This is a genomic window from Bacillus thuringiensis, assembly GCF_022095615.2.
GTDB classification, from domain to species: domain Bacteria; phylum Bacillota; class Bacilli; order Bacillales; family Bacillaceae_G; genus Bacillus_A; species Bacillus_A cereus_AG.
Genome location: NZ_CP155559.1, coordinates 1718438 through 1735206, shown reverse-complemented (window position 1 = coordinate 1735206; position 16769 = coordinate 1718438). Strand labels below are relative to the sequence as shown.

The following is a 16769-nucleotide window of genomic DNA, read 5'->3' as shown; positions in this document are numbered from 1 at the left end:
AGTATCCAAATAGGGATTTCAGTATACAATGCCGAAAATTCAGATAAAACAGCGAATCTAGGTTCTAAAGCAGAATAATTTAGAATCCTAGAAGCTTACGAAAATAACTGGCGTATGATTGACTAACTGGTACCCTCTCTCCGTTATCCATCGAAAGTACAAAAGTAGAATGCGTATCAGGATAAATCGCTTTAATATGATTAACATTTACAATAAAGGCACGGTGGCATCTAATAAATGAATCTTTCGGAAGCAAGTATTCGAATTCTTGCAGAGAGTATTTATGTGTGCCTGTTAACTCTTCTGAATTCACATACGTCTTTTTATCTTTCGCCTCTAAATACATCACCTTTGAAAAAGGGACCGGAATCCAACCGTCCGTTGTTTTTAAAGTAACGACTGACTTTCCATCCGTTAAAGCTGGGTAAATAGCTGTCACGCAACCTTCAAGCTTTCCATTATTTGAGAATGGTACGGCCATACCATGATAAGGAATACCAAAAACATCCCGGTTAATAAACTCAGAAGTTTTTTGGTTCGTCACCATTGCTTTATGAGCAATCGTGCCTTCCTTTATAGGATCACCGGCGCTAATCTTTAAATCAATTCGTTTACTTGGCCGATAGTATATATATTCTTTCGTATTCGATACAGCAATCGAAATTTCATCTGAAAATAATTCCCCAACAACATCTAATAGTAAACCTAATGTTTTATCTTCCATCCTATTAACACCTCATTCACTATTATACTACTATTTGAATAGGTATCTGTTGCTTTTAGATGTAGTGCAAGTTCACTGATTTCACCAGCTTCAATTACTATCAATTTTCTCACTCTCATAATTGTTTCCCACCACCTTCAAAATATGAACTACTCAAACATTCCGAAAAGCAATTTAAAAACCGTTATTTTCATAGTCTTTAAATCAACTTGCTTCTTATATTAATTGCATTATAAAATAGAAAAGTATGCTAAAAAACATTTCATTTAGGGGGAATTGCCTATGCCGTTGGATTCCATTTCAGGTAACGAATATTCCAACATTTAAAGGAGTGCCTGAAATTTGTTAAATTCATATATCAATTCATTCTTATATAAAAATGCCGAAAAATTTAACGGAACAATTTTAATAGCCCATAAAGAAGAGACTCTTTATAATCAATCATTTGGAAAAGCTAATTATAATTGGGACATACCTAATACATCTACAACGAAGTTTCGTATCGGATCCATAACTAAAATCTTCACAGCAGTTTCAATTTTAATGCTTGTGGAAGAAGAAAAATTACAGCTACATGATACTTTAGATCGATTCATTCCAAATTTCCCAAACGGAAATCAAATTATGATCAAGCATTTATTAAATCATACTGCTGGAGTCGGTAATATTACTGCTCAACATGACTTTTTATTACAATCTTTACAGCCTCGAACACCGGATGAATTAATACAATGGATTATTGCATGTCCCTTTGAATCTAGACCTGGTGAAACATTCAATTATTCGAATTCAGGTTATATTATACTAGGAAAAATTATTGAAGTTATAAGTGGCATGTCTTATGAGGAATTTCTTAAAAAGAGGATTTTCTACCCACTCTCTATAATAAACACAGGTGTTGATTTGAATCATTTCATTCAAAAACATAAAGCAACTGGGTATGAGTTACATCCAAATCACGGCCTACAGAACGCAGCATTTATTCATATGTCCAATTCATATTCAGCTGGTGGATTAGTTTCTACAGCCGAAGATTTATATAAATTTGATAAAGCGCTAAAAAAAAATCGCTTATTATCAAGTATGATGACGTCTCGTATGTTTACTGCAGAATCTTACGGATATGGTTACGGTTGGAATATTGCTATGACTGAAAAAAATAATAAACTTATATTCCATCACGGCGGAATTAACGGCTTTACGTCCTCCTATTTACGATTAATTGACAAAGAGGCTACAATCATCATTTTAAGCAATGTATCTACACTATTAACATCGATTCTTGCTAATGAAATAGCTTCTTATATAGAAAGTAATTTTTAAATCTATTATAATTTGTAAAACCGTTCAGCAATTTGAACGGTTTTACAAACAATTTAGTTCACCTTAGCCCCATAACATCTTGCTACTGCAACTGCCTGCGCTATATCTAATTTCACATTTTTTAAATTAAAACTTGTAAAATCTATTCTATCAACTATCGCCCCTTTTAAATCTGCACCGCTAAGTTTCGCCTTACTTAATATTGCACCTGTTAAATCCGCTTCACGTAAATCTGCTTTTTCTAGATTACATTCATATAGGTCAGCTTCAATTAAACGTATACCCTTTAACATTTGTTTACTTAAGTTCGCAAACCTTAAATTCGTATATGACCAATCGCCCGATATTATAGTTATTCCGTCTAAATTCGCTTCTTCAAAATCAGAACCAGTCATTTTACATTCTTCAAACTTGGATACGAATAAATTCGCACCAACAAACTTACAATTTGCAAATGTAGTTCCTTGATGGATAGAAGCGTTAAAAAGAGCACCGGTAAAATCACATTCTATGAAATTACAATTTTCAGTAGAAACTTCTGATGCATCTATCCCTCTAAAACGGCATTTTATGAAAGTACAATTTTTCAATTCCTCTTCTTTAATCAAAACATCTTGAAAATCTATTTCTACATATTCTTTATTTACAAATTCACTCATAACTATTCCTCCATCTCCTTAAAGAAACCTCACTTCAAAAAAGTGAGGTTTCTTCTCATACAATATGCTTATCTAGCCATAAAATCAAATCTTGAAATACTTCATCTCGATTTACTTCATGGAACATTTCATGTCTGCCATTTTCATATAAACGCAGTGTTACATCTTTCACGTCACATTTTTTATAGTTTTCATATACTTCTTTTACACCTTTCCCCATATCCCCAACAGGATCACGATCTCCTGAAAAAATATGTATTGGAAGGTTTTTCGGTGTTTTCTTGAACGCTTCTAGTTTATTTACTTCTAATACACCAGAAAATAATTCTCGATAAAAACTCGTCGTACAAATGAATCCACATAACGGATCCGCAATATATTTATCAACTTGATTATTATCTGAAGATAACCAATCGAATTTTGTACGATTTGGTTTAAAATGTGAATTGAAGTTTCCGAAAGATAAAAAGTTTAGCATCGGACTTTTCGTTTTTTCCCCGCGTAATTTCATCTCAATTGTCGCTACTTTATGACCGATACTTCCTAAAATCCCTGGATTTCCACCAGTTCCTGAAATAAGGAATCCATCATATAATTCACCTTTCAGTTGTACAGCACGTCGTGATAAAAAAGAACCCATACTATGTCCAAGTAAAAATAACGGGCATGTCTGCTCTTTTCTTATCGTTTCTGATACAAAAATAACATCAGATACAGCCTTACTCCAACCTACATTTGGTTCAAAATGACCATAATCTTCTTCTCTTTTCACTGTTTTCCCATGACCTTTATGATCATGTGCATAAACACCATACCCCGCTTCTAATAACGCAGCAATAAAGTCTGTATAAACACCTGCATGTTCTGTCATCCCATGTGCAATTTGAATAATCCCTTTTGGTTCACCTTCTGGTAACCACTTGCGTAAATAAATTTCCGATCCATCCAATGCCGTAACGAAACTTTCCTGTACGTTCATTTCGTCAGCCCCCAACTCTATTATGTATCTCAAAAAAATGAATATCCATTCATTATTCTTATTATGTATTATATGCAATTGCTTTCATTATGACAAATACCTTCAACTGTCAAACTATTATGTTGACGAAATAAAAATAAAATTATATAGTTACTTACATAAAGTAATTATTATGTTTTTAGGAGGTTTCTATTATGATGCCATCATTATTTTTAGCACACGGGTCACCGATGCTCGCTATTCAAGATACAGAATATACAAGTTTTTTAAAAACACTCGGAGAAACATACAAACCGAAAGCAATTGTTATTTTCACCGCTCACTGGGAAAGCGAAGTATTAACGATTTCTTCATCAGATAACGAATATGAAACAATTTATGATTTTGGAGGTTTTCCTCCTGAGTTATACGAAATCAAATATCGTGCGAAAGGCTCTTCTAACATTGCATCCATGTTAGAAAAAAAATTTAAAAACAAAGGTATTCCAGTCCATCATAATATGACGAGAGGGTTAGATCATGGCTCATGGACTCTTCTGCATCGCATGTATCCAGAAGCAAATATTCCTGTTGTCCAAATATCAGTCAATCCATTCTTACCTGCAAAAGAGCAATTTAAGATTGGAGAAGCACTAAAAGGACTTGGTCAAGAAGATATTTTAGTAATCGGGAGCGGTGTTACCGTTCATAACTTACGAGCTTTGAAATGGAATCAAACGACACCCGAACAATGGGCAATTGAATTTGATGATTGGATTATTAAACATATGCAGACTACTGATAAAGATGCATTATTTAATTGGGAGAACAAAGCCCCTCATGCACAATTAGCAGTGCCAAGAGCAGAGCATTTCGTTCCTTTATTTATCGCTATGGGAAGTGGCGAAAATAACGGTGAAGTCATTCACCGCAGTTACGAGCTTGGTACATTAAGTTATCTTTGTCTCCAATTTTAAAGAAAAAGGATGAAGCAACGATTGCTTCATCCTTTTTCTTTAAAATTCACTTAGTTAACTAACTTCCAAATGCCGTTTCTCTGATACCTCTTCGTTCTTATTGTGAAAATAAACCCAAATGCACGCAATAAATAATAATGTTGATGTAGAGAAGAAAACATATTGGAAGCCTGCATGTGCTGCAATTTGTCCACCAAGTACTGGTCCAATCATATTTCCTAAAAACTGAAACGATTGATTATACCCAAATATTCTTCCTGTAACAGGGGTTGGTGTATGTTGTTTTAGTAGAGTTTGTACGGAAGGTAATAGTCCTGCTTGTGCAATACCTAATAAAAAGCGAAGAATTAATAGTTGCCAAGCTGAGGTTACAAATGCTTGCGGAATAAAAATAATTCCTGCAGCAAACAACGCCACAACTAACGTTTTTTGAGGACCGATTTGATCTGATAATCTTCCTAGTCTTGGTGCTGCCAAAATAACCGCTAACCCTGTCGCTGACATAACTGCGCCTGCAATCATTTCAATATGAGCTGTTCCTTGGCCTTCTAAATTCTTTACATACAATGTAATAATAGGTTGAATTGACATGTTCGCAAGTTGAATAATAAATGTTGTTACAAATAAACTAATAATTAAATGCTTTGCTGGAACCATCGTCCATACTTTTTTCGGTTGTACTTTTTTTGCTTGAGCGGAGTGATTTTCTTCATGTAGAAAGAAAAAAACGATGAGAAAAGAAAGGAATAAAAAAGCTCCTGTAACAAGAAAAACATGGCGCATTCCAATTAACTCAGACAAATATCCTCCAAGTAATGGGCCGAGTAAAGAACCGCTCACTCCACCAGTTGAAATTGTAGAAATTGCCCAACCTGAATGCTCTTTCGGAGTTTCTGCTGCAATAAATGTCATCGCTGTTGAAAGGAAACCAGATACTGCTCCCATCAAAAATCTTAGTGCGACTAGTTGATACACATCCGTTACAAATCCCATAAGCGTCATAATAATCGCCATACCAAGGCTCGCACGAATAAGCATCAATTTCCGTCCATGTATATCACCAAGTTTCCCCCATATTGGTGATACGATCGCACCCATTAAAAATGTTATACCAAATGCAAGTCCCGACCACTGTGCAATACTTGAAGTGCCAGTTACTCCTAATTCCTCAATATAAAAAGATAAAAAAGGAATTACTAAACTCATACCGGCTGCAGTGGTAAAACAACCTAGCCAACAAATTATCAAATTTCGTTTCCAGCTGGCCATTTTCACACCTTCTTTCTTTAGATACCCATTCTACACCCTTTTATGTAAAAAGTTTAGTAATTTGCTTTATTTGTAAAACTTGCTACATTACCCGCTATTTTCTAGTAAAAATCACTACATCTCTACATTATTTTCATAAAAAAACCAACTCCCCTATATGGAGTTGGTTACTTATTCTCTAACGGTATTAAACGCGCATCACAATTTCTTTCATAAAACTCAATCGGACCTGCTTGTCCAATAATTGCATATTCATATCCATCTTGCTTCATACTATGTAAACAACGATGTAACAATTCCTTCCCTACACCTTTCACACGATTTTGCTTCGCTGTGCCCATTGGAGCAAACAATCCTTTCTTCCCTCTCACTACATCGTAACAAGCGAAACCTACTATCACTTCTTCTTGTTCTGCTATATAAATAGGTACATTTTCTTTATATGTACAAAATCCATACTCTATTGAATGTAACCAACGTTCACCAAATTCCTCATTAACAAAACTTGCTAATTTTTCAAAATCAGAAGGGTTAGCCTTTCTAACAGTACAAATTAAATCATTATAAGTAGGATCAAAACATTTTAGATCGACCGCTAAATCTCTTGGATCAGCTAGAATACGTAATATATCTTTTTGTATTTGTGCATTTCCAATAAACGTATCCGCGCGAAATAGTGCATCTATAACATGTCCTTCATTTATTATTACTTGCTGGAAACGTTCCATACGTTTCTTCGCTATTTGTAAAATTTCTAGCACCTTATAAGATACCTTATATTGTCCTATTTTTTTATACTCTTGATCCGGTGAATCATATTGTTTTCGTATCGAAAGTTTTTCTAAAAAATCCGTACCCACGTTACGAAACAAATACATATACAACTCGCTGCAAACCCCAGTGCCTTCTTTACACATACCGATAAATAAATGAACTGGTTGAATAATATTATTTTCCGCCTCTTCTGCTGTAATCTTCAATATGTTATGAACACGTTTTGTAAATTGAAATTCCTCCATATGTACCTTCATCCCCTACTACTTTACTAGTAAACCGTAACCATAAATAAGTGAAACAATTATACCAACTACCAATATACCTGGTAGCAAATTTGCCACCTTAATTTTAATAACACCAAGTAAGTTCAAGCCAATAGCGGCTATCATAATACCACCTGTAGCTGTCATTTCCACTATAAATTGATTCATTAATGCTTTCGGGACAACACTATTAATTTGTGTTGCAAAAACCGCAATACCTCCTTCGTATAAAATAACTGGAATTGCCGAAAACACTACACCAATTCCTAAAGTTGTCGTTAATATAATAGAAATAAATCCATCGATAATCGCCTTTGTAAATAAAATATCATGATTTCCGCGAATCCCGCTGTCGAGTGCACCAAGTATCCCCATCGCACCAATTGCAAAAATTAAAGTAGCTGTTACAAAACCTTCTGATATGCTTCCTTTCCCTTTCGATCCAACTTTATTTTCTAGCCAATCTCCTAACAGTTTTAACTTTCCCTCTAATTGTAGCCATTCCCCGATGACGGTACCAATTACAAGACTTAGTATGACAACAAGGAAATTTTCACTTTTCAATGCCATTTGAAGTCCAAGCACAGTAACCGCTAAACCGATTGCATGCATTATGGTTCCCTTCATACTTTCTGGAATTCTACTAAATAATTTACCTAGTAAAGTACCAAATATAATACAAATCCCATTTACAACTGCTCCTAATATAACCATTTCTCATTCTTCACCCTTCGAATTCTTTATTTCTATATTTTGGTTTATTCATTGATTTACAGGTTATCTATATGTTAACTTAATATTGAGAATATTAACAAATGTTTTTCACAACATAAACCGCAATTTTTTGTAGTTATACATAAAGTGAAACTTTAACTAGCGCGGGTTTTACTGCCTACAAATTGCGGTATAAACTCAAAAGGGAAGGTATTTATGAAAACTTTACTAAAACGATTTCTGTTAATAGCCTTTTGCATTACACCAATTGTTTTATTAGTTAACTACTCTTTTATTTCAAAAGCGAAAGACAAATCCGATTTGCAAAACAAATCTAATAAAACCGCTTCAACAAGTGAAAAGAAAATAGAAGACCCGGAAATCACACTCACCTTCTCTGGTGATACAATGTTCGATTGGCAATTACGTCCTGTAATCGAAAAAAACGGGGCCGATTATCCATTCCAGCATGTAAAAGAAGAAATAACAAAAGCTGATATTTCTTTCGTTAATTTAGAGTCAGCATTTACAACGAGAGAAAAGAAAGCTCCTGGACAACTTTTTTGGATTAAAAGTGATCCATCCACACTACAAGCGATAAAAAACACTGGATATGACATCGTAAATATCGGAAATAACCATACACTTGATTATGGGCAAGATGGATTATTAGACACGATTTCTCACGTAGAAAAATTAAAGTTCCCTTACATTGGAGCCGGAAAAAATGCAAAAGATGCATATACAGCACGTGAAATGACCGTAAAAGGGAAAAAGTTCAAATTTCTTTCCTTCGTTCGATTTATGCCTGATACGAATTGGGTAGCTGGTGACAATAAACCTGGTGTTGCGAACGGATATGATTTAAATCTTGTAACAAAAACAATTAAAGAGCAAAAGCAAGATGCAGACTATTTAATTGTCTATATGCATTGGGGCGTTGAAAAATCAAATCGTCCGGTAGAATACCAAAAACAATATGTCCCTAAAATGGTTGAAGCAGGAGCTGACGCAATTGTCGGAAGTCATCCACATTGGCTTCAAGGATTTGAGTATTATAATAAAGTTCCTATCGCTTACTCATTAGGAAACTTTTTATTCCCAAGTTATGTGAGCGGGAAAAGCGCCGAAACTGGCGTATTAACTTTAACTTTTAAAGGAAAGGATGTCCAAATGTCATTCAATCCTTACATCATTCGCAACAACCAAATCTCCCCTGTAAATGAGGAGGAAAAGAAAAAAGCTCTACAATATTTACAAACAATTTCAACTGACGTAGAAATTGATGATACAGGGAACATAAAAAACAAACGAAACTAGACAACGTAAGATTTATTTCTCTGTAACATACTTTACAGAATAGGTGATGAACATGCTGAAAGACTTATTAGAAAATGTAAGTTTGTTAGTGAATATTTATAAAATATCTATAGCCGTTCTACTTTTATGTTCATTTTTTTCTGTTAGACTTCTAAAAAAAATAAAACGTGAACGAAAGCTTACTACCTTTGAATTTACTATGTATGTAATTATTCGTATTGCGATATTCTTTTGGTTAACTAGCTTTATCCTTCTTGAATATGGAAAATATTTAGTTTAACTATAAAAAGATAGATACAAGTAGCTTTTCTGCTACTTGTATCTATCTTTTTTATTTCAATTACAACTGTATGTTAACTCTTTCCTTCTATTAAATAAGCAAATCAAACAAAACAGGATTTTTATTAAGCTCCATAAATTGAATATTATTTTCTTTAAAACGAGTAATTAATTGCTCATAATCCTCTTTATGTTTTAATTCTACTCCGACTAACGCTGGACCATTTTCTTTATTATGTTTCTTAATGTATTCAAAGCGCGTAATATCATCTTCTGGCCCTAATCCTTTATCCAGAAATTCTCTTAACGCACCTGAACGCTGCGGGAATTCAATGATGAAATAATGCTTTAATCCTTCGTAAATGAGAGAACGTTCTTTCATTTCTTGCATTCTATCAATATCATTGTTCCCACCACTTAATGTACACACAACTGTTTTTCCTTTTATTTCATCTCTGTATAAATCAAGCGCTGCAATAGATAGTGCACCAGCGGGCTCAGCTACAATTGCATTTTTCTTATACAGTTCTAAAATCGTTGTACAAACCTTTCCCTCTGGTACTAAAACAATGTCATCAATTACATCTTTACAAGTTTCAAACGTTAACTTTCCTACCTTTTTAACAGCTGCCCCATCAACAAAACTATCTATTTTCTCCAATGCGACATTTTCATTTTGAAGAAAAGCCTCTTTCATAGATGCAGCTCCCATTGGCTCTACACCAATGACCTTTGTAGCAGGACTAACACCTTTTACATATGTACCAACACCTGATGCTAATCCACCACCGCCGATTGCTGTAAAGATATAATCAACTGGTTTATCCATATCATGCATAATTTCAACTGCCACTGTTCCTTGACCAGCAATAACATACAGATCATCAAACGGATGAACGAACGTCATTCTATTTTCCTCACAATAGCGCTGTGCTTCTTGGAACGAGCTATCAAATGTATCACCAACTAATACAATTCCCGCAAAATCACCACCGAAAAACTGTACTTGCGATACTTTTTGTTTAGGTGTCGTTGTTGGCATGAAAATTTTTGACGGAATCTTCAATAAATTACACGTATAAGCCACTCCTTGTGCATGATTGCCAGCACTTGCACAAACAACGCCGTTTTGTAATTGTTCTTTCGATAAACTTTGAATTAAATTGTATGCGCCACGAATTTTGAAAGAGCGAATTAATTGTAAGTCTTCTCTTTTTACATAAACGTCACAATCATATTTCTCAGATAAAACTGTATCACGTTGTAACGGTGTTTTAATAACGATATCTTTCATGCAATTATGAGCCATTAAGATATCTTCAATTTTCACTCTCTCCTTTACCTTCTGCACCATTTCATATCATCCTTATCTCTTTTAAATTGGCTCAATCGAAATTCGGGATTTTTAGGACTGCACCTGTATTCGCCGATGTTACCATTTGTGCATAACGCCCAAGCCAGCCAGTTTTCACTTTCGGTTCTGGTCGTTTCCATTCTTTTTTACGCTGATTTAATTCTTCATCACTAACTCTTACTTCTAATAATCTCTCCTCAACATCGATACAAACGATATCCCCTTGTTTAAGAAGTGCAATCGTTCCGCCCGCAGCTGCTTCTGGTGAAATATGCCCTACTGAAATACCTCGTGAAGCACCAGAGAAACGTCCATCCGTTAATAGCGCAACATCTGCACCTAATCCCATACCAGCAATCGCTGAGGTTGGTGCTAACATCTCCGGCATACCTGGACCACCTCTTGGTCCTTCATAGCGAATAACAACTACATCCCCTTTCTTAACCTTCCCAAGCATAATGCCTGCAAGCGCCTCATCTTGTGAATTAAAAATAACGCAAGGTCCTTCAAATCGTTTTACTTCAGTTGCCCCGCTTTTAATAACTGCCCCATCCTTCGCAAGGTTTCCTTTTAATATACGTAATCCCCCTTCTTCACTATGAGGGTTTTCGAGAGAATGAATAACTTCCTTATCTTTAATCTCTGCATGAGCAATATTTTCTCTTAATGTTTGCCCAGTAGCAGTAATACGGTCTAAATGAAGCACCCCTTCTTTTCGACTCATCTCTTTCAAAATTGCACTAATCCCGCCTGCACGATCAATATCTTCCATATGCCAATTGGAAGCAGGGCTTACTTTACATAAATGTGGTACACGTCTTGAAACGGCATCAATACGGTTCATATCGTAATCTAATCCAGCCTCTTGCGCGAGCGCCAATGTGTGCAACACTGTATTTGTTGAACCGCCCATCGCCATATCAAGCGCGAACGCATCATCAATTGCTTCTTCCGTTACGATGTCTCTTGGTTTAATATCTTTTTCAATTAAAATCTTTAATTTTTCTGCTGCTTGTTTAATTAATTCCTCACGTCTTGGGTCGATGGCTAAAATACTTCCGTTACCAGGCAGAGCTAAACCTAAAACTTCACATAAACAGTTCATAGAGTTCGCTGTAAACATACCGGAACAAGAACCACAAGATGGACAGCCATGATCTTCAATATCCTTTAATTCTTCTTCTGAAATTTTACCAGATTGGTAAGCTCCTACCCCTTCGAAAACAGAACTTAAATCGACAACATCTCCTTTAGATGTTTTTCCAGCCGCCATCGGACCACCTGAAACAAATACAGTTGGAATGTTAATACGAAGTGCAGCCATCATCATACCAGGTGTGATTTTGTCACAGTTTGGAATACAAATCATGCCATCAAACCAATGCGCATTTACAACCGTTTCTACTGAATCTGCAATGATTTCACGACTCGGAAGCGAATAACGCATACCGATATGCCCCATCGCAATACCGTCATCTACTCCAATTGTATTAAATTCAAATGGAACCATACCTGCTGCACGCACTGCTTCTTTAACAAGTTTCCCAAACTCATTTAAGTGCTTATGGCCTGGAATAATTTCAATAAAAGAATTACAGATAGCTATAAACGGTTTATCAAAATCTTCATCTTTCAAACCAGTTGCTTTTAATAAACTACGGTGCGGCGCTTTATCAAAACCTTTTTTAATCATGTCACTTCTCATCTTGTCAAATCCCCTCTTACGTATTTTTCACTTACAATCACTTACTCTATTTCTTTACTAATTCTTTCGGTGCATGAATCCAGCTCATCATTTCACGAAGCTCTGCTCCTACTTTTTCTAACTGATGATTTTGCTCTGCTTTTTTCATCGCATTATACGTTGGACGCCCAGCTTGATTTTCTAAAATCCATTTCTTCGCAAATTCACCTTGCTGAATTTCTGTAAGTACTCGTTTCATTTCTTTCTTCGTTTCATCTGTAACAATTCTCGATCCTGTTACATAATCTCCGAACTCAGCCGTATCTGAAATAGAATGGCGCATGTTCGTTAAACCACCTTCGTACATTAAATCAACAATTAACTTTAATTCATGTAAACATTCAAAGTATGCAATTTCAGGACGATATCCACCTTCTGTTAATGTTTCAAATCCAGCTTTCACAAGTGCAGTTACCCCGCCGCAAAGTACTGCTTGCTCCCCGAATAAATCTGTCTCCGTTTCTTCTTGGAATGTCGTTTCAATTACACCTGCACGTGTACAACCTACACCTTTTGCATACGCAAGCGCTACACTTAATGCCGTGCCCGTAGCATCTTGATGTACTGCGACTAATGCCGGAACACCATTTCCTTCTTGGAATACACGGCGAACGAGATGACCTGGACTTTTTGGTGCAACCATCGCTACATCTATATAACTTGGCGGATTAATTTGTCCGAAGTGAATATTAAATCCATGTGAGAAAAGTAGCGTTTGCCCTTCACGGAGATTCTCTTCTACTTCTGCTTTATACACATGTGCTTGCTGTTCATCTGGCAATAACATTTGTACAACTTGCGCGGTTCGAACCGCTTCTGAAACAGACATTACTTCAAATCCATCTGCTTTTGCTACTTCAAAAGACTTACCCTGCCTAACACCAACTACAACTTCCACACCAGAATCACGTAAATTTTGTGCCTGCGCATGACCTTGAGATCCATAACCAATTACCGCAACTGTTTTCCCTTGTAATAACTCTAAATTTGCATCTTTCTCATAATACGTTTTCATATTCCATACACTCCTTATAATTTATTTACTTGCAGTACATCAATTAATTTTTTCAATTGACCAACAAGTAATGTCGCTTCATTTTCAGTACAAACTGCTGTGAGTTTCATTTCGGAAACACCACTAGTATCTCTCTCGTTTAAATGTAAAGAAGAAATATAATAACCACGCCGAGCAAAGATTCCACTTATACGTAATAAGACGCTTGGCTCGTTATGAATAACGAGTGAAAAAGTATGACTCATTCTTCCCACCTCTTCATAATCATTTCGTTATTCCCTTTGTTTGGCGGAACCATCGGAAATACGTTTTCACCTTCTTCTACACAAAAATCAACTACGACAGGACCTTCATGAGCAATGGCTTCTAACATCACTTGTTTGGCCTCGGTTGAATTCGTCGCTCTTAATCCCTTCACTCCATAAGCTTCTGCCACCTTCACAAAATCTGGCGAGCCGATTTTTGATTCTGATAAACGATTTTCATAAAACATTTCTTGCCATTGCCTTACCATCCCTAAAAATTTGTTATTTATAATAAATACTTTTACTGGAATATTATTTTCAGCAATTGTTTGTAGTTCTTGAATGTTCATTTGAAAAGAGGCATCGCCTGCAATACAAATGACGAGTTCTTCTTCTTTTGCAAGCTGAGCACCAATTGCCGCCGGGAAACCAAACCCCATCGTTCCTAGTCCGCCAGATGTTAGAAAAGTCCGTGGGTTTTTCGCTTTATAAAAATGCGCAGCCCACATTTGATGCTGTCCTACTTCTGTCGTAACAATCGCTTCACCATTCGTTACTTCACTTACTAGGCTAATAACATGCTGTGGTTTTAACTCACTTTCTTTTTGATTGTAGGAAAGAGGGTATTCTGCTTTCCATTCCTCGATTTTCGTAAGCCATTCTTTTGTTTGTGTACAAATTTGCATATGTAACAGCTTGTGTAAGGCTTTTTTCACATCACCGACAACCGGATATTCCACAGTTATATTTTTATGAAACTCTGAAGAATCTATATCAATATGTACCTTTTTCGAATGCGGAGAAAAGAGCTCTAATTTTCCTGTTACACGATCATCAAAGCGAACACCTAAAGCAAGTAGTAGATCACATTCTGTTACTGCCATGTTTGCAGCATACGTTCCATGCATGCCGAGCATTCCTAAAAATAATGAATCTCCCGGCGGATATGCACCAAGTCCCATTAAAGTGGAAACGACAGGAATACGATTCTCCCTCGCAAATTTGATTAGTTCATCAGATCCACCGGAATGAATGACACCTCCTCCAATATAAAGAAGTGGGCGTTTAGCTTTTGAAATTTCTTTAGCCACCACTCTAAGCTTTATACTGTCTGGCATAGGCTCTATTTTGTATCCTGGAATCTCAATTACTTCATTATAAAAACTTGTTACCTTTTCATTTTGAACATCTTTTGGAATATCAATTAATACTGGTCCTGGTCGCCCGCTTTCGGCGATGTAAAAAGCTTCTTGTACAATACGTGATAAATGATTCACATCACGAACTTGATAATTATGCTTCGTAACAGGTACTGTAATCCCGACAACATCTGCTTCTTGAAACCCGTCTTTTCCGATGAGAGGCTTTGCAACTTGCCCTGTAATAACAACTAAAGGAATCGAATCCATATAAGCATCCGCTAAGCCCGTAACTAAATTTGTCGCCCCTGGGCCAGAGGTAGCAAAGACTACCCCGACCTTTCCAGAAGCTCTCGCATATCCTTCTGCCGCATGAATGGCAGCTTGTTCATGACGAGTTAAAACGTGCTTCAAACCACTTCCATATAACGCATCGTACACTGGCAAAATTGCTCCGCCCGGATAGCCGAAAACGGTCGTTACACCTAAATTCTTCAAGCATTGAATAACGTGTCCGGCACCTGTCACATCTTCACACTGTAATTTCTCACGTGTTGTATGCTGCTCCATTTTAATTAACTCCTCTCCCTACCTACAGTAAGCTTTCCACCAATCCTGGAACACGTACTCCTCTTTCTCTCGTTAACTTTTTAAATTCCTCTGTCAATTGTTTCGTTACACTTCCTGGTTTCCCATCTCCAATTTCTCTTGAATCAACTTTTACAACTGGAATTAATTCTGCTGCCGTTCCCGTTAAAAATACTTCATCTGCTACATATACATCATGGCGGGTAAATGGCCTTTCCTCACACCGAATATTAAGTCGCTCACATAGCTCAATAACACTATTTCTCGTAATACCTTCTAGCGCTCCTAAATAAGAAGGAGGTGTTAACACTTTTCCATCTTTCACAACGAAAACATTATCTCCAGATCCTTCACAAACATATCCTTGTTGATTTAACATAAGGGCCTCTAGCACCCCTGCTTGTGCCGCTTCAATTTTTACAAGTACGTTATTTAAGTAGTTCATTGACTTAATGCGTGGATCTAATGCATCTGGCGTATTACGTCTTGATGCAACAGATACAATGCTTAAACCATTATCGTAAAATTCCTGAGGGAATAACTTTAATTGTTCTGCAATGATAATAACGCTCGGTTTCACACAACTTCTCGGATCGAGCCCTAAGTCACCTTTTCCTCTTGAAACAATTAACCGAATATACGCATCAGCATACTCATTTTTTTGCAATGTTTGTAAAACTGCTTCTTCCATTTCGTCAACCGTCAGCGGGATCGTAAGTAAAATCGATTTTGCCGATTCATATAATCGTTTTACATGTTCTTTTAAACAAAATACATTTCCACCGTAACTACGAATCCCTTCAAATACACCGTCTCCGTATAAAAAACCGTGATCATATACTGAAACAACTGCTTTTTCTTTTTCTACAAATTCCCCATTCATATAAATGTACTGGTTTCCCATCTCACATCGCTCCTCTTTTTTCTCTCTATTTTTGCAATCTATTTCTATATCGATTGCTGAGATGAGTATTTTTAACAGAATATTCAGTATATAAATTTTAAAAATATACTCGTCTCAACAATCGATTACTTACATATTTATAGCAATCCATTGCTGAGACGAGGGAATCGTGGTACCACTCAGCTTCCTTACACTTCTCACAAAATATAAGCTCTGCAAGTCCAATTAGACTTTTGTTTTTCTATCGGAAACAACTCCGCTACTTTTTACTAGTTTCAAAAGTAATGCTCCAAGGTGATCTTCAATGATGAAATTGTTACCACCCTCACAGCTTTTGGGCAGCTCTCTGAAACAATTTTTTATCATTTACTCTCCTCTTCTACGCATTCTCTTATTCTATTTTTTAAAATAAAAACTCTCGCCTCAGCAATCAACTACTACAATTTAGTAGCTTTGATTGCTGAGGCGAGAGTTTCGCGGTACCACTCAGCTTCCTTATACTTCTCGCGAAATATAA

Annotated in this window: 16 protein-coding genes and 1 other annotated feature; of the genes, 4 read left to right on the top strand and 12 right to left on the bottom strand. The window is 36.2% G+C overall.

The features are described 5' to 3' along the window. Positions 1-79: 79 nt before the first annotated feature. Positions 80-724: a LytTR family DNA-binding domain-containing protein gene (locus tag KZZ19_RS09010; protein ID WP_088095990.1), complete on the bottom strand. Its 645-nt coding sequence runs from the start codon at positions 722-724 to the stop codon at positions 80-82. A gap of 342 nt (positions 725-1066) precedes the next feature. Here KZZ19_RS09010 and KZZ19_RS09005 point away from each other — a divergent pair, with 342 nt between their 5' ends. Further along, positions 1067-2047 carry a serine hydrolase domain-containing protein gene (locus tag KZZ19_RS09005; protein WP_237981403.1) on the top strand — a complete coding sequence of 327 codons (981 nt, stop codon included), beginning with the start codon at positions 1067-1069 and terminating at the stop codon, positions 2045-2047. A 53-nt stretch (positions 2048-2100) separates the two neighbouring features. Here the strand turns inward: KZZ19_RS09005 and KZZ19_RS09000 are convergent, their stop codons facing one another. Together KZZ19_RS09000 and KZZ19_RS08995 are read right to left on the bottom strand one after the other, a co-directional pair. Next, on the bottom strand, positions 2101-2706 hold the full coding sequence (locus KZZ19_RS09000) for a pentapeptide repeat-containing protein (RefSeq protein WP_088095988.1): 606 nt from the start codon (positions 2704-2706) through the stop codon (positions 2101-2103). Positions 2707-2761: 55 nt separating this feature from the next. Continuing rightward, complete coding sequence (locus KZZ19_RS08995) at positions 2762-3685, bottom strand: alpha/beta hydrolase (protein ID WP_237981404.1); 924 nt, start codon at positions 3683-3685, stop codon at positions 2762-2764. A 194-nt stretch (positions 3686-3879) separates the two neighbouring features. Between KZZ19_RS08995 and KZZ19_RS08990 the strand changes: the two genes are divergently transcribed. Further along, on the top strand, positions 3880-4641 hold the full coding sequence (locus KZZ19_RS08990; protein WP_237981405.1) for a DODA-type extradiol aromatic ring-opening family dioxygenase: 762 nt from the start codon (positions 3880-3882) through the stop codon (positions 4639-4641). Positions 4642-4695: 54 nt separating this feature from the next. On the opposite strand, the gene KZZ19_RS08985 is transcribed toward KZZ19_RS08990, so the two are convergent. From KZZ19_RS08985 to KZZ19_RS08975, 3 genes are all read right to left on the bottom strand, one after another. Then, on the bottom strand, positions 4696-5910 hold the full coding sequence (locus KZZ19_RS08985; RefSeq protein WP_237981406.1) for a multidrug efflux MFS transporter: 1215 nt from the start codon (positions 5908-5910) through the stop codon (positions 4696-4698). A 167-nt stretch (positions 5911-6077) separates the two neighbouring features. Further along, positions 6078-6929 carry a GNAT family N-acetyltransferase gene (locus KZZ19_RS08980; protein ID WP_237981407.1) on the bottom strand — a complete coding sequence of 284 codons (852 nt, stop codon included), beginning with the start codon at positions 6927-6929 and terminating at the stop codon, positions 6078-6080. 18 nt (positions 6930-6947) lie between these two features. Then, a complete protein-coding gene (locus KZZ19_RS08975) occupies positions 6948-7664 on the bottom strand; it encodes a DUF554 domain-containing protein (protein WP_237981408.1) in 717 nt (238 codons plus the stop codon). Positions 7665-7880: 216 nt separating this feature from the next. On the opposite strand from KZZ19_RS08975, the gene KZZ19_RS08970 reads away from it, so the two are divergent. Together KZZ19_RS08970 and KZZ19_RS08965 are read left to right on the top strand one after the other, a co-directional pair. Then, a complete protein-coding gene (locus tag KZZ19_RS08970; RefSeq protein ID WP_237981409.1) occupies positions 7881-8984 on the top strand; it encodes a CapA family protein in 1104 nt (367 codons plus the stop codon). 52 nt (positions 8985-9036) lie between these two features. Then, positions 9037-9264 (top strand): hypothetical protein, encoded by a 228-nt coding sequence (locus tag KZZ19_RS08965; protein WP_098343018.1) that lies wholly within the window; start codon positions 9037-9039, stop codon positions 9262-9264. 90 nt (positions 9265-9354) lie between these two features. On the opposite strand, the gene ilvA is transcribed toward KZZ19_RS08965, so the two are convergent. Genes ilvA through ilvE form a run of 6 tightly spaced genes read right to left on the bottom strand, consistent with a single transcriptional unit; the run spans position 9355 to position 16252 of the window. After that, positions 9355-10617: a threonine ammonia-lyase IlvA gene (gene ilvA, locus KZZ19_RS08960; RefSeq protein ID WP_237981410.1), complete on the bottom strand. Its 1263-nt coding sequence runs from the start codon at positions 10615-10617 to the stop codon at positions 9355-9357. 31 nt (positions 10618-10648) lie between these two features. Continuing rightward, a complete protein-coding gene (ilvD, locus tag KZZ19_RS08955; RefSeq protein WP_001255794.1) occupies positions 10649-12322 on the bottom strand; it encodes a dihydroxy-acid dehydratase in 1674 nt (557 codons plus the stop codon). Between the two features lie 46 nt (positions 12323-12368). Continuing rightward, entirely contained in the window at positions 12369-13376 is a 1008-nt protein-coding gene (ilvC, locus tag KZZ19_RS08950; RefSeq protein WP_237981411.1) for a ketol-acid reductoisomerase, read from the bottom strand. A gap of 14 nt (positions 13377-13390) precedes the next feature. Beyond that, entirely contained in the window at positions 13391-13621 is a 231-nt protein-coding gene (locus KZZ19_RS08945) for an ACT domain-containing protein (RefSeq protein ID WP_000019914.1), read from the bottom strand. Further along, positions 13618-15330, bottom strand: coding sequence for an acetolactate synthase large subunit (gene ilvB / locus KZZ19_RS08940; protein WP_237981412.1), 1713 nt, complete (start codon positions 15328-15330; stop codon positions 13618-13620). Before ilvB ends, KZZ19_RS08945 begins: the two co-directional genes overlap by 4 nt. A gap of 22 nt (positions 15331-15352) precedes the next feature. Next, complete coding sequence (gene ilvE, locus KZZ19_RS08935; protein ID WP_237981413.1) at positions 15353-16252, bottom strand: branched-chain-amino-acid transaminase; 900 nt, start codon at positions 16250-16252, stop codon at positions 15353-15355. Between the two features lie 151 nt (positions 16253-16403). Beyond that, positions 16404-16643: a binding site (T-box leader), on the bottom strand. Positions 16644-16769: the final 126 nt, after the last annotated feature.